Origin of the sequence: Haemophilus haemolyticus, assembly GCF_003352385.1 — a bacterium.
Lineage (GTDB): Bacteria > Pseudomonadota > Gammaproteobacteria > Enterobacterales > Pasteurellaceae > Haemophilus > Haemophilus haemolyticus_I.
This window is the reverse complement of sequence record NZ_CP031243.1, coordinates 1432935-1452933: the sequence shown is the minus strand read 5'-3', so window position 1 is coordinate 1452933 and position 19999 is coordinate 1432935. Positions and strand designations below refer to the sequence as shown.

Genomic DNA, 19999 nt, shown 5'->3' with positions numbered 1-19999 from the left:
ATTATTTCACTTGTGTTGAAAGCTGTTGTAACAAGGCTTGGTTATTTATCATGATTAATGCTGATCGTTTAGTTTGATTTACCACTGCTCGAGGTGTAATGGTTGCACCAGAAAATTGATCAAATTTTCCGCCGTCTTTTTTTACTGCCCATTCGCTCAAATTATGCTCATTAATTGATTGATGAGTAAAATTTAGAATCCAGTTGGAAATACGGAGTTCAATTTTATCGCCTAATCCAGGAGTCTCATGGTGTTCAATGACTCGCACGCCTAACACTTCACCTTTCGGATCTAATCCCACAAGCAAACGAATATCGCCAGAATACCCATCTGGTGCGGTGGTTTCATAGGCATAGGCAGAAAGATTTCCATCTTTTTTCGCAAAATAAATTTTCTGAATGCCCAGCAAATTTTTATCTTGAGGGATAACCGCACTTTCTAAGAGATTATTATTGAAATAATCTTGTGGAATGACCTGTAAAAGCAATTCTCGTTGTTGTGCCGCCATCACTGCGTCAATTTTATCTTTTGTTAGAAAAAAAATACCCGCAGAAATGGCTGTGCAGAGTAGGGCGACAAAGCCTAATAATATCCCGTAACGCGATGTGATTTTTACTGTGCCCATTATTTTTTTCCTTTTGTTGGATAACCAGATACTCGTGGACGCGTGTAATGATCGATAAGTGGGACGCAAATATTACTTAATAAAATTGCGAATGCTACACCATCTGGAAAGTTTCCTTGATAGCGAATGAGATAGACAAATAACCCTACTAATGCGCCAAATATAATTTTTCCTCGTGGTGTAATGGAAGCTGTGACAGGATCTGTCGCAATAAAAAATGCGCCAAACATCATTGCACCACTCACGAGTTGGCTAATAGCACTTAAATGCGTGAAACCAGTAAAAGCGGTCGCGGTGGCTAAACAGAAAAAGGTGACAAGCATCGCCACTGGAATTTGCCAATGAATGACACGTTTTAAAATAAGGAAAATTCCGCCCACTAAGAAAGCCACGTTGACTTGCCACCAGCCTTGAGCAAAGTCGGTTCCATTACCCATAAAAATCGGCAGTTTAATCAATTCATAAAAATCATTTAATTGAGTGTGACTTTTATAGAAGATCTTTGCGCTATCCAAAGGTGTTGCTTGGGTGATGCCATCAATGTTATGTGTAAGTTGTGAAAGCGTAAATCCATCAGTAGTTAAACCTGAAAATATTAATGAAAATGCATCTGAAAAAGTTGGTGGTTCCTGTAATAAATTAATTGGTGGCATCCAAGTTGTCATTTGTAATGGGAATGAAATTAAAAGAATGACATAGCCAATCATTGCTGGATTAAATGGATTTTGCCCTAAACCACCATAAACCTGTTTACCTAATAAAACTGCACAGAGTGTTCCAATGATGATGACCCAATAAGGTGCATAAGGTGGAATAGCCATTGCCAAAATTAACGCAGTCAGGGATACGCTGAAATCTGAAAGATAATTGAGCGGCTTTTTGCCGCGTAATTTTATTGCAATAAATTCCGCAATAATTGCCGTGCCAATGGCTAATACAGATTGAAGCACCACGCCAAATCCAAAATAATAAATTTGCGTGAAAAAAGCTGGCATCATTGCCAACATTACCCAAAGCATAATTCGCGCTGTGAGTTTCCCCGAATGAGTATGAGGAGAGCTAACCATTTTAAACATTATTTTATTCCTGATTATTTTCTAATGTTGCTTGTGTTTTTGCCAATTTCTTTGCTTTTGCTCGAGCAATAGCCGCAGCTACCGCTGCTTTTTTCGGATCGAGTGCGGTTGAATTTTCTTCTGTTTTTTCTACCGCACTTTCTACGGCTTGAGTGCTTGGCACAGATTCTTTTGTTCCATTCGCTTGAGCCAGCTTTTTTGCTTTTGCACGAGCAATCGCAGCGGCTACCGCCGCTTTTTTCGGATCAAGTGCGGTTGAATTTTCTTCTGTTTTTTCTACTGCACTTTCTACGGTTTGAGTATTTGAGACTGATTCAGAGGTTTCATTTGCTTGTGCAAGTTTTTTTGCTTTTGCATGGGCAATCGCTGCAGCTACGGCTGCTTTTTTTGGATCAAGTGCGGTTGAATTTTCGTCTGTTTTTTCTACCGCACTTTCTACGGTTTGAGTATTTGAGACAGATTCAGAGGTTTCATTTGCTTGAGCAAGTTTTTTTACTTTTGCTCGAGCAATCGCAGCGGCTACGGCTACTTTTTTCGGATCAAGTGCGGTTGAATTTTCTTCTGTTTTTTCTACCGCACTTTCTACGGTTTGAGTATTTGAGACTGATTCAGCGGTTTCATTTGCTTGAGCAAGTTTTTTCGCTTTTGCTCGAGCAAGCGCGGCTGCAACTGCTGCTTTTTTCGCATCGGTTGGTTGAGTTTGTTGTTCTTGGTTTTCGACTTGAGATTCTGCTTGCTGACGAGCCAGACGACGAGCTTTACGTTGTGCCATTAAATCAGCGTTATCAGGTAAAACTTCCCCTTTTTCTGAGGTAATCGTTTTAACTTGTACTGATTCTGTTTCAGTGGATTTTTTCGCTTTCAAGCGTTCTAGCGCCGCTTTAACAGGATCTTCACCTTTGGTTTGCGCTAATTCTTCTCGACGTGCTTCTGCTGCACGTTGTGAACGCGCTTTACGCTCTTGTTCTTCACGTTCCATCCGTGCTTGTTTTGCTTCAAAGCGAATTTTGGCTTCATCTGATTTCTTTTGTTTTTCTTTGATTTGCCAAATTTTTGCTTTTTCTTGGCGGAAATATTGAATCAGTGGAATATGGCTTGGGCATACGTAGGCGCAAATCCCACACTCGATACAATCTTTGAGGGCGTATTCTTCCGATTTTTTGTGATCTTCACTACGCGCAAACCAGTAGAGTTGCTGTGGCATCAAGTTGACTGGGCAGGCATCAGAACAGCTAGAACAGCGAATACAAGCTTGTTCAGGCTCTGGTTCTGCATATTCAAAATAGTCTGGTGCAAGCAAGCAGTTGACAATTTTTGTCACTGGTGCATTGAGATTGGAAAGTTCCAATCCCATCATCGGGCCACCTGCAAACACTGGATAACGTTCATCAAATTGATAACCAGCGTGCATCAATACTTGAGAAATTGGTGTACCAAGTCGGACCCAATAATTACCTTTTTCAGAAATTTTATCACCAGTAAGGGTGACGACACGTTCAATTAAAGGTTCGTCATTTATAACCGCTCTTTTAATTGCAAAGGCTGTACCAACATTATGCATCAGTACGCCAATACTAGAAGAACGCACACCACTTGGCACTTCCATTCCTGTAAGCAAATAAATAAGTTGTTTTGCAGCACCCGAAGGATATTTTGTTGGAATTACTCGAATGCTAATGTCATTTGCTCCCTGTAGCGCTTTGCTAATTGCCTCTATCGCTTCAGGTTTGTTATCTTCAATGGCGATGACTACGTTTTCAGGTCGTAGGATATAACGCAAAATACGAATGCCTTCTAAGATTTCATCTGAGCGTTCACGCATAAGACGATCATCACAAGTAATATAAGGCTCACATTCTGCACCATTGATAATTAGGAGTTTAACTTTTTTCTCTGCTGATTGAATTTTAGCGGCAGTCGGAAACACTGCACCGCCCAAGCCAGCTATACCTGCTTGATAGATTTTGTTAATGAGTTGTTCTGACGAGAGTGTTAAAAAATCATCAATAGGATTACGCTCTAGCCATTGATCTAAGCCATCCGCTTGCAAATGAATTGCTGGTTCATCAAGACCAGACGGATGTGCGGCGACATAAGGTTTAATCGATTTAATTGTGCCTGAAGTTGGCGCGTGAACTGGCAACATACGCAAGCCATCACCTTTTGTTAAGGCTTGACCTTTTAGTACGTAATCGCCCTCTTTTACCAAGAGATTTCCTGTTGTTCCTGCGTGCTGTTTAAGAGGAATGTAAAAATCCGTGACTAAAGGGTGATGACGTAGTGGTTGTGAATTAGATTGTGATTTCATTTCAGGCGGATGAATGCCACCTTTGAAATCCCATAATTTACCGGAATTGAAACGAGATAATACGTCCGCCATTTATTCCCCCACAACCAATTTTTTCTCAGTACCATTTACATTCATTACTGGAATGACTAATTTGGCATCAAACTTCCAATCCCAATTATCGATATTTTTTTTCACGGGAATCATTGATATACAATCTGTCGGGCAGGGAGCTACGCAAAGTTCACAACCTGTACATAGATCTGGAATGATCGTATGCATGAATTTATTTGTACCAATAATGGCATCAACAGGACAGGCTTGGATACATTTCGTGCAGCCAATACACATATTTTCATCAATAAAAGCGACTTTCTCGATAGGTTCTTCTACGCCGTCCATAGCTGGCACATCAACACCTAAAATCTCTGCGATTTTTACGATGGTAGGTTGACCTCCAGGAATACATTTTGTGATTTCATCTCCATTGCAAATAGCTTCAGCGTATGGTTTGCAGCCTGGATAACCACATTGTCCACATTGGCTTTGTGGCAAAATAGAGTCGATTTTTTCCACAATGGGATCGGCTTCGATTTTGAGTTTAAGTGAAGCAAAGCCTAAAATCGCACCGAAAATTAAAGCGAGTAAAGTGATTACGATGAATAGAAGGGTCATTATTTCTTTCTTGTTCCTGAAAAATACTGAGAGAATCCAATAAATAAAATCAAAATAGTAATAGCCATTAAAAGATAAATCATTTTATTACTTCACTAGTCCTGTGAATCCCATAAAAGCAAGAGACATCAACCCAGCTGTAATAAGTGCGATAGATGAACCTTTGAAAGTTAAAGGTACATCGGCTGCGACAAGACGTTCACGAAGCGCAGCAAAAAGCACTAATACAAGTGCAAATCCAAGAGATGCACCAAAACCATAAACAACAGATTCCGTTAAATTATGAGCAAGATTTACATTTAATAATGCGACACCGAGAACTGCACAGTTTGTGGTTATCAAAGGTAAGAAAATTCCAAGTAAACGATATAGTGTTGGGCTAGTTTTATTTATCACCATTTCGGTAAATTGTACAACTACGGCAATAACCAAAATAAATACTAATGTGCGTAAAAAAGTAGCATTTAAAGGAACAAGAATATAATGATCAACTAAATATGCGCAAAGGGAGGCAACGGTTAATACAAACATTGTTGCTAACCCCATTCCCACTGCGGTTTCAATTTTTTTGGATATGCCCATAAAAGGACAAAGTCCTAAGAATTTCACTAATACAAAGTTGTTAATCAGCGCAGTACCGATAATTAATAAAATATAGTGTGTCATTGCTTTCTGCCTTGTGTATAAGTCGGCTATTATCCTCATTTATAGGAACGATAACAATAGAAAATTTGGGGTAGGAGAAAGAGAAAATTGAGATTTTCACGTTTTGTTAGATATGAATAAAAAATGCAGCTAATCATTTAAATGATTAGCTGCGCAATATCTGAATTAACAATACTCAACTTGATTATGTTAGTAGAGTACTATTTGACGTTCTATATCAATTATTTTTGGTATAGTTTTACTGGACCTTGAGTACCACCGTTAGATTTTCCACCTTCTTGTAGTTTTAATTCAGAACCAGAGGCAGTGATCTCAACACGACGATTAGGACGTAAACAATCTTTTAACGCTTGTCCATTAATACCCTCACAAGCTTTTACTTGAGGATTTTTACCATAGCCTACAGCAGTAATTAGAGAATTTACACCATCTTCAACTAAACGAGCTTTAACGGTATTTGCACGACGTTGAGATAGATCCAAATTGTAAGCATCAGAACCTAAACGATCTGTATAACCAGCAACTTTAACTTCTTTCGCACCAGTAGATTTTAATTGAGATGCAACACTATCAACTACCTTCTTACCCTGAGCTGTTAAAGTATCTTTGTTAAAATCAAATAAGGAGTCGCCACTCAAATTGAATGCTGAATTTCCGTTACAACCGTTTGGATACCAGAAGAAACTTTGCGCATTATGGTTTTTATCAAATAATACTTTATATTGACAAATTTTGTGGGTGCCATTTTCACGATAATTGAATACATAATCCCATTCAGATACACCATACAAACCTTCAGTGAAGTGTGGATCACCAATTAATTGACGAATTTGATCTTTGTTCATGCCATTTTCAATCATGCGTACATTATCCCAGTTTGGCCAAGTACCAAATTGGCTACCATCATGATTGAACTTCGCTGAATCAATTTTAGGCCATACTAATTGAGGAACTTGTTCACCATTTACGTCTTTATATTCTGGGGTACCTGCGTCAGTCACTTTGCTTAAGTTGCCACAAGCGGCAACAGTTGCAATAGCAATGCTTGATAATAAAATACGAGATAATTTCATTTGTTTTACCTTTTATTTGTCAATAACTCTTTGGAAAGAGGATAAATAACTAAACTTCACGAATTAAATATTATAAAACTGTCAAAGTTTCGGTCGCACATACTAAAGGCAAAAAATCGACTTGTAAACAATAAAATCAGTGAACTAACTCTCTTTTTTGTAAAGAAATGTAAAGATATCTATATTTAATGTATAAAATCATTTGCTCGCTTTGTAGCATAACGATGAATAATATTTACCACACTTTCTTCAGCTTGACGACCTAATTTTTTTATTAAGGATTTTTTCAAGCGGTACTTTACACTTAACACATGTTTTTCTTTCATTTTTTCCAAAATTAAATCATCACTGGTTGAAATTTCATCGACTAATTTCAAGTCGATTGCTTGTTGGCCAAACCAATGTTCCCCAGTAGCAATTTTATCAATATCTACACAAGGGCGATTCTGTGAGACGAATTGTTTAAATAATTTATGTGTTTCTTCCAACTCTTGTTGAAATTTTTGTTTACCTTTTTCGGTATTCTCACCTAATACAGTTACTGTGCGTTTAAACTCACCCGCAGTCATCACATCTACATCAACATCATACTTTTTCAATAAACGATGAACGTTTGGAATTTGTGCTACGACGCCAATAGAACCAATGACAGCAAAAGGCGCAGATACAATTTTATCTGCTATACAAGCCATCATATAACCGCCACTTGCGGCAACCTTATCTACAGCGATGGTTAATTTTATGCCTTTTTGTTTCAAACGAGACAACTGAGAAGCTGCAAATCCATAATCATGAACAATACCACCTGGGCTTTCTAAACGTAATAATACTTCGTCTTCTGGTTTTGCTACATTTAAAATTGCTGAAATTTCTTCGCGAAGTGCGGTCGTTTCTGACGCTGAAATATCACCATGAAAATCTAAGACATACACACAGCTTTTCTTTTCGTCATCTAAGGTTTCACCTTTTTTTAATTTCTCTTTACGTTTTTTAGCCTTTTGTTTTTCGGCTTTTTTCTCTGCTTTCGCTTGCTGTTTTAGCTCTTCTTCTGAAAGATTAAAATCACGCAATACACGAACTTGATGATCAAATTCTTCAGATAAATCTTTAATTTCTAATTCCCCTATTTTAGATTTGTTATGTTGACGATAAGAAATTACCAAACCAACAATAGCAAGAATGAGTAATAAAATTGTCAAAATTTCCAGAATAAAAATTCCATAGCCAGTTAAAATATCGTTTAACATTGTTACTCCTATTGATATTTAATAGATTACATTGTGCTTTTTACTAGTTGTGACTAGGCTAGATATCAATATGATAAAATATTGTGAGTATTTGTGCTATTACAACAAAGGTTTTTAAACCAATTCTCACTTTTTTATTTTCATTTTTCCTGATTTAGCATAGCATAGGCAAGAATTTCATTTATACCAAAGGAGCAATTATGAAATTACGTGCTGTTGTATTAGGTCTTGCAACATTATGTGCTAGCACAGCGACTTTTGCTGGCATGGTTTCTACTTCATCTAACCTTGAGCTTTTAGCCATTGATGGTCAAAAGGCATCTAAATCTCTTGCAAAGGATGCTAAAACCTTTGCTGTAAATGACACCCAAAACCATCAGGTTGTTGTTCGTTTAAGTGAAATTATTGGTTCTGGATCTAGCCAAACCCTTTTTGAATCTAATCCAGTAATTGTGACATTCCAAGGTAGCACAGAGGATCTTGTTATTTCTGCGCCAGTTATTCGTAGTCGTTCTGAAAGCGATAAATTCAATGAGATGCCAAGCATTATCGTAAAAACAAAATCTGGTAATACGCTTTCAACAAAAGTGGATGTGTTAAAACAAGAAGGTTTATTCCCAAGTGCTAATGTGGTGAATGATCTTGCTGAATATAATGCCTCTGGTGCAACCGCATCTGTTGCTGCATTTGCTGCAACCACAGCTGCTAGCCCAATGGTCGCTACTCCAGCAAGTAATGCAAAAGCGAATAAAGGTAAAGTGGTTGTTCAAGGTGAAAACGTTGCAGAGCAACAGCTTCAATATTGGTTCCAACAAGCTGATAAAGAAACTCAAACACGTTTCTTAAATTGGGCAAAATCCCATAAATAATTACCGCACTTCGTACAATAAAAAGTGAGCCTTGTTGCTCACTTTTCTATTTTGATAAGGATTTGAAATGAATATTCGGTTAAATGCCAAAGTAATCGCTGCAATTCCTGTTTTTATTGCTGTAAATATTGCGGCAGTAGGAATATGGGCTTTTGATATTTCTTCGCAATCAATGCCTTTGATTCTAGGGATTATTGCAGGTGGTTTGGTGGATTTGGATAACCGTTTAACTGGACGATTGAAAAATGTATTTTTCACGCTAATTGCCTTTTCTATTTCATCCTTTATTGTGCAGTTACATATCGGTAAGCCTATCCAATATATTGTGTTAATGACGGTGCTGACGTTTATTTTCACCATGATTGGCGCTGTGGGGCAGCGTTATAGCACGATTGCGTTTGGTTCATTAGTGGTTGCCCTTTATACTACGCTGACTTATGTGCCTGAAGGAAATGTATGGTTTATTAATCCCGTAATGATTTTATGCGGTACCTTGCTGTATAGTGTGGTCACTCTGATTGTTTACCTGTTTTTCCCAAATCGCCCCGTGCAAGAAAGTGTCGCTAAAGCGTTTTGTGCGTTGGGTGAATATTTAGATACTAAATCCTGTTTTTTTGATCCTGACGAAGTGGCTGAGATTGAAAAAAAACACCTCAATTTTGCAATGAAAAATACGAATGTTGTCGCGGCATTTAATATTGTGCGCACCGCACTTTTTTATCGTATTAGAGGACAACATCGCCATCCTCGCACTCAGAGAATGTTACGTTACTATTTTGCCGCGCAAGACATTCATGAGCGCGCCAATTCTACGCATTTTGATTATCAACAAATAACAGAAAAACTAAAAAATACAGATTTGATTTTCCGTATTCAACGTTTGTTAGAGCTACAAGCACAATCGTGTAAAGAAATTACGGCGAGTTTGCGTGAAAATAAACCCTATCATTTTAATGAACGTGTCGAACGTGCACTTTTAGGTACATTGCATTCCTTTGAACTATATAAAGGACAACATCTTAATGATCAAGATGAACTGATTGATATCCAAACTTTGTTAGATAATTTACAAAGCATCAACTGGCAACTTCGCCAGTTAGCACAAGAAACGACGGATACAGAACAATTAGCTCAAATTCATACGGAACAAATCACAGGGTTAAAAAATATAAGTGCGGTGATTTTTAGCCATTTTACTTTTGAGTCACCGTTGTTCCGTCATGCAGTCCGCTTATCTATTGTGGTATTTTTATGCTGTGCAATTGTCGAGTTTTTCCAATTTAATCTTGGTTATTGGATTTTATTGACCACTGTATTTGTGTGCCAGCCAAATTATTCTGCAACTAAAGTACGTTTACGTCAGCGTATTATTGGCACGATATTAGGCGTAGTGGTGGGGTCTCTATTACCTTATTTAAATCCAACCTTAGAATTAAAACTAGGTCTTGTGGTACTTACAAGTACGTTGTTCTTTTTCTTCCGTAGTAATAATTATAGTTTCTCGACCTTTTTCATCACACTACAAGTATTACTGAGTTTTGATGTGATGGGATTTGATACGGCAGCTGCGTTAATGCCTCGTTTACTCGATACTTTACTTGGTGCCGCGATTTCATGGTTTGCCGTATCTTACTTATGGCCAGATTGGAAATATTTGCAGCTTGATAAAGTGAGTCATCAAGCATTGCGTAGTGACGCGGTGTATTTATTGCATATTATTAGTCAATTGCAATTTGGTAAAAGTGACGATCTTAAATATCGCATAGCACGTCGTAATGCGCATCAATATGCAGCCGCACTGAGTACAACACTTTCTAATATGAATAATGAGCCAGTGAAATACAAGGCATATTTACAGAAAGGTTTTGATTTGCTCAAGCTTAATTATTCTCTATTAAGCTATATTTCGGCCCTTGGCGCTTATCGCGACAGAATGAAAAATTTGCAACAGACCGCACAGTTTTTATCTGGTTTTTATCCTGTGGCAAAGAAAATTATCTATACCTTAGAACACATTGAAGAAATACCCGAAGCTATTTTTAACCAACAGCAAGAACGTATTGAAACACATTTAAAAGAATTAGAAAAACAAGAGATGACCGCGGAAGAACGAGCCGTCTTTAGTTTACCGTATCAGCAATTGAATTTGATTACCCAACTCTTACCGCAGTTCTATGAGTATTTTAGGAAAGAGTCTTGTTAAAGAGTATGGGGCTTTATAAATATAAAAGTGCGGTTGATTTTTGAGAGATTTTAAACCTCCTTGAAAATTAACCGCACTTTATTTTTTATTGAGCAATAACATTGACGAATGAGTTATTACTGTCCCATGTTTTTCACTGATTTTAGGAAACCTTGAGCACTATCAAACACAGAAGATTTTCCCTGTGCCAGTAAAATCATGTCGGACATTTCTCGGAAGGCACCTTTGCCGCCATTGGTAGAAAGTACATGATCAACAGCATTTTTCACATAAATAGGGGCATCAGCCACAGCAAAAGAAGTTCCACACGCTGCAAAGGCGGGGAGATCTACACTATCATCGCCAATATAAGCGGTCTGCTCGGCAGTGACGCCTGCTTGTTTCATAAGATCAAAACAAGCGGTTTCTTTTTCAAGTTTGCCAAGAAAGAATAATTTAATACCAAGATCGGCAATGCGACGACGTAAAATAGGGGAGTCGCGACCAGAAAGCACAGCCACTTGAATACCTACATCCATCAGCATTTTTATGCCTAAACCATCTCGTACATGAAAGCTTTTGATGGCTTCACCATTGGCATCATAATGAAGTTGTCCATCGGTGAGTACGCCGTCTACATCAGTAATGACAAATTTAATGTTTTCTAATTTTTGTTGCATTGAAATTCCTTAGCTTGAAAATTCCACTAAACCTACCACGTGATTTTCATCATTAACAACCACTAGCGAGTGAATTTTTTTCGCTTTCATAAAGTCTTCTGCTTTTGATAAAAATTCGTCTTGATGAATAGTTTTTGGTGAACTTGTCATAAAGTCTTTAGCTGTTTTATTCAACGTTTCTGCACCATTGGCGGTAAGCGCGCGGCGAATATCGCCATCCGTGATAATGCCTTTAAGTTGCTCGTTTTCCATTACCAAGGCAACGCCCATTCGCCCTTCATTCATGACAGTGAGGCAGTCAGTAAAATTGGTGGTGGGTAAAATTGTTGGTAGGCGAGTTTGCATTTGATCTTTCACTTTACATAATAAACGACGACCCAGACTGCCACCTGGATGGAATTTGGCAAAATCCGCAGGTTGGAAATTGCGAGCCGTAATAAGTGATACGGCGAGTGCATCGCCAAGCGCAAGTGTAACAAGTGCGGAGGTTGTTGGCGCGAGATTATTTGGACAGACTTCACGCTCAACAGTAATATCTAAAACATAATCTGCGTGACGTGCGAGTGTGGAATTTTTATTGCTCGTCACGGCAATAATTTTATTACCAAAATTTTTTAAACTTGGAATGAGTTTATTGACGTCATCGGTTTCGCCGCTATAGGAAATTAACATCACAATATCAATTGGTTTTAACATACCTAAATCGCCGTGAAAGGCTTCTGTCGGATGTAAAAAGAAACTTGGTGTACCAGTAGAGGCAAAGGTAGCCACCATTTTTTTCCCAATTAAACCGGATTTCCCTATTCCGCCGATGACTAATCGACCTTTGCAAGCAAGGATTAAATCCACGACTTGATTAAAATCCTCTCCTAAACGTTGGCTGAGTTGCAAAAGTGCGTTACTTTCTACTGAAAGGGAATCCTGTGCAATTTTTAGATAGTTCATTCTTCTTCCTAAAAGAGCGGTTGAAATTGGCGCTATTTTAGCGGAATCATAAAAAAATACGAATGAAAAATTAGGCATTATTGTTTATAAGATTGATGAGCAATATTCAAAAATTGGGGATTTTATTGACCGCACTAGCGATTGCCCCTATACTACGCGCCGAGTTGGTTAGACAATCGCTGGTTTATTGAAGCCCTTAACCGTATTTATACGACCTAGTGGGACAAGTAAACGAGAGGAAAGTCCGAGCTACACAGGGCAGAGTGCCGGATAACGTCCGGGCGGCGTGAGCCGACGACCAGTGCAACAGAGAGCAGACCGCCGTGTAAACGGTAAGGGTGAAAGGGTGCGGTAAGAGCGCACCGTGCCTCCGGTAACGGTTGGCAGCAGGGTAAACTCCACTCGTAGCAAGACCAAATAGGAACTCAATGGGTGGCCCGCTCAGAGTTCGGGTAGGTTGCTTGAGCGGCAGAGTAATTTGTCGCCTAGAGGAATGATTGTCCACGACAGAACTCGGCTTATCGACCAACTCAAAATTTTTATAGAAATGACCGCACTTTAGTTTGTTTTTCGGAATAGATTAAAGTGCGGTTATTTTTTGATGAATATGAATTATTTTTCGTTTAATACACGTGGAAATAAAATATTATTTTCCAAATGAATATGGTGCATTAAATCATCAATAAATTCATTAATACCGCTATATAAGGCTTTCCAACTGAAACAAGCATCTGCTGGTGGCGTGCAGTTATTAGTAAGTGATTTGATCACTTCCACATCTTGCCCTGCTTCATCGTGTTCCATTTCCATTACACGAATTGGCATTGAGGCCATAGCATAATTTCCCATTTTGATCATTGGGAACAAAATTTGTTCTTCTTTCATTAAATGCTGACTAAGTTCAGCATAAATTTTTTCTAACTGTGCGGCTATGCCGACAGGGCAGTCATCATGATCACCATGTACATTTTCTACTTTCTCCGCCAATGTAATTAATTCAGGGAGTTGTTCACGGTGGCGATTATGAAAACGAGTAATAATGTGATCGATCATTTCTGCATAAGATGCCGAAGTCCAATCTTTATCATTATTTTCTGCTTTACTTTGTTGTAAATCAGTTAAACGTTTTTCAATTTCAGTAAGGTTAAGATTCTTTTGTTGTGCTGCGACTTCTAATAATACAGAACCGCCGCAGCAAAAATCTAAATCATATTCACGAAAAATTTTAGTTGCACCTGGAATTGAAACAGCGAGCTCGCTAAGTTTTTGTTGGGCAAAAGACATAAATCACTCCTATATTGATTAAGTAAAAATAAATCCGATAAAAATAGTAGGATATTTTTCTGATTATGAAAAGTAGAGAGATTTATTTATTGATTAAATTATGATTTAAATCAATAAAAAATACCTCATAATAATCAGCTAAAAATTTATGGTTATTTACATAAATAGGATTAATTATCACTAATGAGCCAGCTTTAAATTCATTATGTATTTTTTTATATAATTGATTTTTAATAATTTAGGAAAATACTGATTTTCATCAATATTATTGATTGTGTTTATGAAGTGAAATCTTTTAGAATGACGTTAAATCAAATTTAACGCATAACTCCGAGCTTGTTTAGCCTAAGTTTCATCGAAATACGGCGACAAGCCAATAACGCCGTGTGTTATTCAGGGATACGCTGGAAACGGTTTATCCTCTCCGTATTTAGAAAGGTGTAAAATGCAATCCATTCCTATCAAGAACGTAGGAGAGTCTCGCTTAGTCGATCCTTTCCAACGCCAATATTACTATCTACGACTGTCGATTACCGATCAGTGTAATTTTCGTTGTACCTATTGTTTACCTGATGGTTATCAACCCGAAGCTAACAAACCAAGTTTCTTAACCTTAAAAGAAATTACCCATCTCGCTCAAGCATTTGCTGAAATGGGCACAGAGAAAATCCGTTTAACGGGTGGCGAACCGACTTTACGCAAAGATTTTATTTCTATTGCTGAAAGCATTGCTAATATTGATGGCATTGGTCAATTAGCCGTCACAACAAATGGCTATCGCATGACAAAAGATGTGGCTGATTGGAAGAAAGCAGGGATTACGTCTATTAACGTCAGTGTTGATAGCTTAGATCCAAAAATGTTCCACCAAATTACGGGTATCAATAAATTTGATGACGTGATGCGTGGTATCGATCGTGCGTTTGAAGTGGGCTACAACAAAGTCAAAGTTAATTCAGTTTTGATGAAAAATTTGAATGACAAAGAGTTTGAACAATTCCTTGTTTGGGTTAAAGATCGCCCAATTCAAATGCGCTTTATCGAACTGATGCAAACAGGTGAAATGGATAGTTTCTTTGATAAACACCATCTTTCTGGACAAGTCTTAGCCGATAAATTGATGCAAAACGGTTGGCAATTACAACACAAATCCCATACTGATGGTCCTGCAAAAGTATTCACGCATCCTGATTATGCTGGCGAAATTGGCTTAATTATGCCTTATGAGAAGAATTTCTGCTCAAGCTGTAATCGTCTCAGAGTATCAGCGAAGGGCAAACTTCATCTCTGTTTATTCGGCGAAGAAGGCATTGAATTACGTGATTTATTGCAATCCCATGAACAGCAAGATATTTTGCAAGCACGTATTTTTGCCGCACTGCAAGGCAAACGTGAACATCATTATTTGCATATCGGTGATAGTGGCGTAAGAAATCATTTAGCTTCTATCGGTGGCTAGAAGAAAATAGGTGAATTTACTATTCACTTATTTTGCTTTCATCACACATGTAAAACATTCAATATTTTAACCGCACTTTATTTTATTATGACTACATTTACGCATATCAATTCTCAAGGCGAAGCCAATATGGTGGATGTTTCTGCAAAAGCAGAGACTATTCGTGAAGCTCGTGCTGAAGCCATCGTTACTATGTCAAAAGAAACCCTTGCTATGATCGTGGAAGGCAAACATCACAAAGGCGATGTATTTGCTACTGCTCGTATTGCAGGCATTCAAGCGGCAAAACGTACTTGGGAACTTATCCCGCTTTGCCATCCCTTATTACTTTCTAAAGTAGAAGTAAATTTAGAACCATTACTTGAAACCAATCAAGTTCGTATTCAATCTCTTTGTAAATTAACTAGTAAAACCGGCGTAGAAATGGAAGCATTAACCGCTGCAAGTGTGGCTGCCTTAACCATTTACGATATGTGTAAAGCCGTACAAAAAGATATGGTAATTGAGCACGTTCGCCTGTTAGAAAAAAGCGGTGGAAAATCCGGTCATTTTATTGCAGAGGAAAAATAAGATGTTAAATGTTTTATTTTTTGCTCAAACTCGAGAATTAATTGGGGAAGATTCTATTCAGCTTGAAGGCGACTTTGCGACAGCGGAAGCTGTGCGTGAACATCTTGCTCAAAAAGGCGATAAGTGGTCATTGGCACTTGAAAAAGGGAAGCTTTTAGTAGCGATTAATCAAACTTTGATGCCATTAGAAAGTGCGGTCAAAAATGGGGATGAAATTGCATTTTTCCCACCTGTAACTGGGGGCTAAATGACGGATATTCAAATTTCAGTACAAGAACAACCTTTTGATCAAAATGCCGTTTATCAATGGCTATCTGAGCAACATTCGGTTGGCGCAACGGTTATTTTCGTGGGTAAAGTACGCGATCTTAATTTAGGCGATGAGGTATCCAGTTTATATTTAGAACATTATCCCGCAATGACAGAAAAAGCCTTACGTGAAATTGTAGAACAAGCAAAAGCCCGTTGGGATATTCAGCGGGTGTCGGTTATTCATCGTGTTGGACTTTTACATACTGGTGATGAAATTGTTTTAGTCGGTATCAGTTCTGCTCACCGAGGTGATGCTTACCATGCCAACGAATTTATTATGGACTTCTTAAAATCCAAAGCGCCGTTCTGGAAAAAAGAACAGACCAATCAAGGTGAACGTTGGATTGAAGCAAGAGAGAGCGATAAAGAAGCGTTAGAGAAGTGGTAATGACAAAGTGCGGTTAAACTTAACCGCACTTTTGCTTTTTATGAATTACAGCACTTTCACAATGCTTTCACATAAATAATGAATATTATCTTCTGTGATACCTGCCACATTGATACGACCAGAACGAACAGCGTAAATGGCAAATTCTTCTTTTAAACGATCTACTTGTTCAGGTGATAAGCCACTGAAAGAGAACATACCATTTTGTTCCATAATAAAGCTGAAATCTTGTTCCGCACCGTATTCTTTTAATAACTGAACGAATAAATGACGCATTTTTTTGATGCGTTCACGCATTTCAGTTAATTCATTTTCCCATTCTTGACGAAGTTGCGGATCATTTAACACTGTTGCTACGGTCGCTCCACCGTGAGATGCAGGGTTAGAGTAGAGTGTGCGAATAATTGATTTCACCTGTGTTAATGCGGTGGAAGCAATTTCTGCATTTTCAGCCACAAGAGTAAATGCGCCAATACGTTCATTATATAAACCAAAGTTTTTCGAGAATGAACTCGCCACTAATAATTCTTTGTGGTTTGTCGCAAAAGCACGCAAGCCATAAGCATCTTCATCTAAGCCATTTGCTAAACCTTGATAAGCAAAGTCAAAGAGTGGCAACCAGCCATTTTTTGCTGAAAGCGCGGCTAATTCTTGCCATTGTTCAGGGGTTGGGTCAATACCCGTTGGGTTGTGGCAGCAACCGTGTAAAAGCACCACATCACCTTCGCTTGCTTGGCTTAAATCTTCGAGTAAATGTTCCCAATCAAGGGCTTTGCGTTCAGCATCATAATAACGATATTCACGAATCGTCATGCCCACCGCATTGAAGATTGCATTGTGATTTGGCCAAGTTGGTGTGCTGATCCAAACATTTTGTGCTTTGGTTTGACGTTTAATAAATTCTGCCGCAATGCGTAATGCGCCTGTTCCGCCTAAACTTTGTACTGTTCTTGCACGATTAGATTGGATGACTTCAGAATCTTTACCGAAAAGTAGTGCTTTTGTACGCTCGTTATAATCCGCAATACCATCGATAGTCAGATAATTCTTTGTTTTTTCCTTATCAAATAAGCGTTTTTCTGCTTCTTTTACCGCGCGCATAATTGGGGTTGTGCCTTGCGCATCTTTATAAACGCCAATGCCCAAATTGATTTTATTTTCGCGAGTTTCGGATTTGAATGCTTCGCCTAAGCCTAAGATTGGATCGGCTGGTGCCGCTTTGATATGTTCAAACATAGCTTTTCCTTATGTATGTGTTGTGTGGTGGATAGTTTTATACTTCAGCCGTTTTGTTTTATCAAGAAAGATTTTTATAAAAATTAACCGCACTTTGATATTTTTAAATATTCATCAAAAAGTGCGGTCATTTTTTACATTATTTTAGTTTTTCAATCGTCCAATTTAATCCCGATTGATAATCTTCTGGTAACTCAGTGCGGAGTTTTTCTAATTGTTGAACAATGACCGCTTTATTAGGATGAGAAAGATTGATATGCCCAACTTTACGCCCAGCTCTCACTTCTTTACCGTACCAATGAAGTTGTGCAAACGGTGTATTAAGCCATTTTGGGTTATGGTTTGTGCCGATTAAATTCACCATTACACTTGGGGCGAAAGTTTGTAATTCAGGTGTTGGCAAATCAAGTAGCGCACGTAAATGTAATTCAAATTGGCTAATCGAGCATCCTAGTTGTGTCCAATGCCCACTGTTATGTACACGGGGCGCAAGTTCGTTAATCAGCAATTTATCGCCAACAACAAAACATTCCATTGCCATGACACCCACATAGCCTAGTTTATCCATAATTTTGCCGAGCATTGCTTCTGCTTGTTTTTGTTGTACAGATTGTTGAGGAAACGAAATATCAACCACACTGTAGCGTAAAATACCGTTTTGTTGCAGGTTATGCGTAACGGGATAAAAACGCTTTTCACCATTTTTAAATCTCGCGCCTACAATAGAAACCTCATAATCGAAAGGAATAAATTTTTCTGCGATCACTTCACCGAATAAGTCATCAGTGATGTCCGCTTTATTTTCATCGCTGATAATCCATTGACCGCGTCCATCATATCCGCCTGTTCTACGTTTGACGACGAATTTCTCGCCAACGGTTTGGAAAATATCATTCCATTGTGTTTTATCTTTTAATAAACACCAAGGAGAGGTAGAAAGATTGAGTTCATCTAGCAAGGATTTTTGAGTAAAACGATCGGCCAATAATCCAAATACATGTTGATTGACGAAGTTTTTATGATTGCCGAGTAATTCAGTCAAAGGCGTTTTTTCCCAGCGTTCAATTTCTGCCGTGATGATTGCATTTTCAGGTAAGTCAAAAACTGGCGCATTGAAGGCTAAGGGTTCAACATAAATATCTAAAGGTGCGCCCGCGTAACGTAACATTCTGCCTAGTTGCCCGTTGCCAAGTACATAAACGGTTGGATATAAGGTGGAGTTTTGCATAATATTTCTCGTTAAATTTACGAAAAAAACAACCGCACTTTAAAAGTGCGGTCAGATCTAAAGATATTTTTATGTGCGTGGATCGGGATTATCCAGTACAGCACGAGTTTGACTTTCACGGAAAGATTGCAAGCGTGAAAGCAATTCTGCATCCCAACCTGCTAGAATTTGGGCGGCTAACAACCCAGCATTTGTCGCGCCTGCAGGGCCAATTGCTAATGTTCCGACTGGGATTCCTTTTGGCATTTGCACAATTGAATAAAGACTATCTACACCACTTAACATAGAACTTTTTACTGGCACCCCTAGCACTGGCACAAGTGTTTTCGCTGCGATCATACCAGGTAAATGCGCTGCACCACCCGCACCAGCAATAATCACTTTGTAACCATTTTTTTGTGCATTTTCGGCAAATTCAAAAAGTTTATCAGGTGTACGATGAGCAGAGACGATTTCCACATGATAAGGTACTTTTAATTCATCTAAAATCTGAGTTGCCTCTTGCATGGTAGCCCAATCGCTTTTGGAACCCATCACAACGGCAACTTGTGCAGTTTTTGACATGCTATTTTCTCAATTTTTTACTTAAAAACGTGGTGTAGAATAGCATATCTTATATATACCAAGCAAACGTTTGCTATCTGCGTAGGTACTATCTAGTCTTATTTTATAATTATTTGATTTTTAAATTTTAGTAACTATACTTGATACCAAATTAATGGGCGATAGTTTATATGGGACGAACTGAAAAATTATTAGATAAGCTCGCACAGTCAAAATCTACATTTAATTGGAATCCTGAAAATTATATTAAAGTCAGTGAAAGAATCATTAAAACAGGTAGGTATTCTATGAAATTATTAAATTATAAAGGTTATGTAGGCACGATTGAGGCGGATTTAGAAAACAATATATTGTTTGGCAAACTTGCTTACATTCGTGATTTAGTGACTTACGAAGCAGAGTCATTATCTGAGCTAGAAAAAGAATTTCGTCAATCTGTTGATTTATATTTACAAGATTGCTTGGAATTAGGTAAAGAACCGAATAAGCCTTTTAAAGGTGTATTTAATGTACGAATTGGCGAGGAATTACATAGAGAAGCAACGATCATAGCAGGCGAGCGTTCGCTTAATGCTTTTGTGACGGAAGCGATTCAAGAAAAAATTTTTCGTGAAAAAACAAGTTTAAGATAAC

Annotated in this window: 20 protein-coding genes, 1 other RNA gene and 1 riboswitch; of the genes, 8 read left to right on the top strand and 13 right to left on the bottom strand. The window is 38.1% G+C overall.

What is annotated here, in order from left to right; all coding sequences use genetic code 11:
- Window position 1: 1 nt before the first annotated feature.
- The 7 genes from rsxG to sohB all read right to left on the bottom strand — a co-directional run bounded on the left by rsxG (window position 2) and on the right by sohB (window position 7649).
- Window positions 2–625, bottom strand: a complete 624-nt coding sequence (gene rsxG, locus DV428_RS07090; RefSeq protein ID WP_114909204.1) for an electron transport complex subunit RsxG — start codon at window positions 623–625, stop codon at window positions 2–4.
- The gene (gene rsxD, locus DV428_RS07085) at window positions 625–1701 is read right to left on the bottom strand and encodes an electron transport complex subunit RsxD (protein WP_114909203.1); all 1077 of its coding nucleotides are present in this window, start codon (window positions 1699–1701) and stop codon (window positions 625–627) included. The genes rsxG and rsxD overlap by 1 nt, the downstream gene beginning before the upstream one ends.
- 4 nt (window positions 1702–1705) lie before the next feature.
- On the bottom strand, window positions 1706–4081 hold the full coding sequence (gene rsxC / locus DV428_RS07080; protein WP_114909202.1) for an electron transport complex subunit RsxC: 2376 nt from the start codon (window positions 4079–4081) through the stop codon (window positions 1706–1708).
- Window positions 4082–4663: an electron transport complex subunit RsxB gene (gene rsxB, locus DV428_RS07075; protein WP_114909201.1), complete on the bottom strand. Its 582-nt coding sequence runs from the start codon at window positions 4661–4663 to the stop codon at window positions 4082–4084. It lies immediately after the preceding gene.
- A gap of 87 nt (window positions 4664–4750) precedes the next feature.
- Window positions 4751–5329 (bottom strand): electron transport complex subunit RsxA, encoded by a 579-nt coding sequence (gene rsxA / locus DV428_RS07070; RefSeq protein ID WP_114909200.1) that lies wholly within the window; start codon window positions 5327–5329, stop codon window positions 4751–4753.
- Window positions 5330–5550: 221 nt separating this feature from the next.
- A complete protein-coding gene (locus DV428_RS07065; RefSeq protein ID WP_114909199.1) occupies window positions 5551–6402 on the bottom strand; it encodes an OmpA family protein in 852 nt (283 codons plus the stop codon).
- 185 nt (window positions 6403–6587) lie between these two features.
- Window positions 6588–7649, bottom strand: coding sequence for a protease SohB (gene sohB, locus DV428_RS07060; RefSeq protein WP_114909198.1), 1062 nt, complete (start codon window positions 7647–7649; stop codon window positions 6588–6590).
- 200 nt (window positions 7650–7849) lie between these two features.
- On the opposite strand from sohB, the gene DV428_RS07055 reads away from it, so the two are divergent.
- Window positions 7850–8518, top strand: a complete 669-nt coding sequence (locus DV428_RS07055; RefSeq protein ID WP_114909197.1) for a curli polymerization inhibitor CsgI-related protein — start codon at window positions 7850–7852, stop codon at window positions 8516–8518.
- Window positions 8519–8585: 67 nt separating this feature from the next.
- Window positions 8586–10721, top strand: coding sequence for a YccS family putative transporter (yccS, locus tag DV428_RS07050; protein WP_114909196.1), 2136 nt, complete (start codon window positions 8586–8588; stop codon window positions 10719–10721).
- Between the two features lie 116 nt (window positions 10722–10837).
- On the opposite strand, the gene DV428_RS07045 is transcribed toward yccS, so the two are convergent.
- Together DV428_RS07045 and DV428_RS07040 are read right to left on the bottom strand one after the other, a co-directional pair.
- Entirely contained in the window at window positions 10838–11380 is a 543-nt protein-coding gene (locus DV428_RS07045; protein ID WP_114909195.1) for a KdsC family phosphatase, read from the bottom strand.
- 9 nt (window positions 11381–11389) lie between these two features.
- A complete protein-coding gene (locus tag DV428_RS07040) occupies window positions 11390–12325 on the bottom strand; it encodes a KpsF/GutQ family sugar isomerase (protein WP_162790796.1) in 936 nt (311 codons plus the stop codon).
- A gap of 160 nt (window positions 12326–12485) precedes the next feature.
- Between DV428_RS07040 and rnpB the strand changes: the two genes are divergently transcribed.
- An RNA gene (gene rnpB, locus DV428_RS07035) (RNase P RNA component class A) lies at window positions 12486–12862 on the top strand.
- A 75-nt stretch (window positions 12863–12937) separates the two neighbouring features.
- On the opposite strand, the gene ytfE is transcribed toward rnpB, so the two are convergent.
- Window positions 12938–13609, bottom strand: coding sequence for an iron-sulfur cluster repair protein YtfE (ytfE, locus tag DV428_RS07030; protein WP_114909193.1), 672 nt, complete (start codon window positions 13607–13609; stop codon window positions 12938–12940).
- A gap of 316 nt (window positions 13610–13925) precedes the next feature.
- Window positions 13926–14066, top strand: a riboswitch (molybdenum cofactor riboswitch).
- Here ytfE and moaA point away from each other — a divergent pair.
- From moaA to moaE, 4 genes are all read left to right on the top strand, one after another.
- Window positions 14055–15068 carry a GTP 3',8-cyclase MoaA gene (moaA, locus tag DV428_RS07025; protein ID WP_114909591.1) on the top strand — a complete coding sequence of 338 codons (1014 nt, stop codon included), beginning with the start codon at window positions 14055–14057 and terminating at the stop codon, window positions 15066–15068. Its footprint overlaps the riboswitch before it by 12 nt.
- A gap of 87 nt (window positions 15069–15155) precedes the next feature.
- Window positions 15156–15638: a cyclic pyranopterin monophosphate synthase MoaC gene (gene moaC / locus DV428_RS07020; RefSeq protein ID WP_114909192.1), complete on the top strand. Its 483-nt coding sequence runs from the start codon at window positions 15156–15158 to the stop codon at window positions 15636–15638.
- A gap of 1 nt (window position 15639) precedes the next feature.
- Window positions 15640–15885, top strand: a complete 246-nt coding sequence (gene moaD / locus DV428_RS07015; RefSeq protein ID WP_114909191.1) for a molybdopterin synthase sulfur carrier subunit — start codon at window positions 15640–15642, stop codon at window positions 15883–15885.
- Window positions 15886–16338, top strand: coding sequence for a molybdopterin synthase catalytic subunit MoaE (gene moaE / locus DV428_RS07010; protein ID WP_005631888.1), 453 nt, complete (start codon window positions 15886–15888; stop codon window positions 16336–16338).
- A 45-nt stretch (window positions 16339–16383) separates the two neighbouring features.
- On the opposite strand, the gene DV428_RS07005 is transcribed toward moaE, so the two are convergent.
- The 3 genes from DV428_RS07005 to purE all read right to left on the bottom strand — a co-directional run bounded on the left by DV428_RS07005 (window position 16384) and on the right by purE (window position 19366).
- Entirely contained in the window at window positions 16384–17574 is a 1191-nt protein-coding gene (locus tag DV428_RS07005) for an amino acid aminotransferase (protein WP_114909190.1), read from the bottom strand.
- Between the two features lie 139 nt (window positions 17575–17713).
- Window positions 17714–18802: a 5-(carboxyamino)imidazole ribonucleotide synthase gene (purK, locus tag DV428_RS07000; protein ID WP_114909189.1), complete on the bottom strand. Its 1089-nt coding sequence runs from the start codon at window positions 18800–18802 to the stop codon at window positions 17714–17716.
- Window positions 18803–18871: 69 nt separating this feature from the next.
- Window positions 18872–19366: a 5-(carboxyamino)imidazole ribonucleotide mutase gene (gene purE, locus DV428_RS06995; RefSeq protein WP_114909188.1), complete on the bottom strand. Its 495-nt coding sequence runs from the start codon at window positions 19364–19366 to the stop codon at window positions 18872–18874.
- 287 nt (window positions 19367–19653) lie between these two features.
- Here purE and DV428_RS06990 point away from each other — a divergent pair, with 287 nt between their 5' ends.
- Window positions 19654–19998 carry a type II toxin-antitoxin system HicB family antitoxin gene (locus tag DV428_RS06990; RefSeq protein ID WP_114909590.1) on the top strand — a complete coding sequence of 115 codons (345 nt, stop codon included), beginning with the start codon at window positions 19654–19656 and terminating at the stop codon, window positions 19996–19998.
- Window position 19999 lies beyond the last annotated feature (1 nt).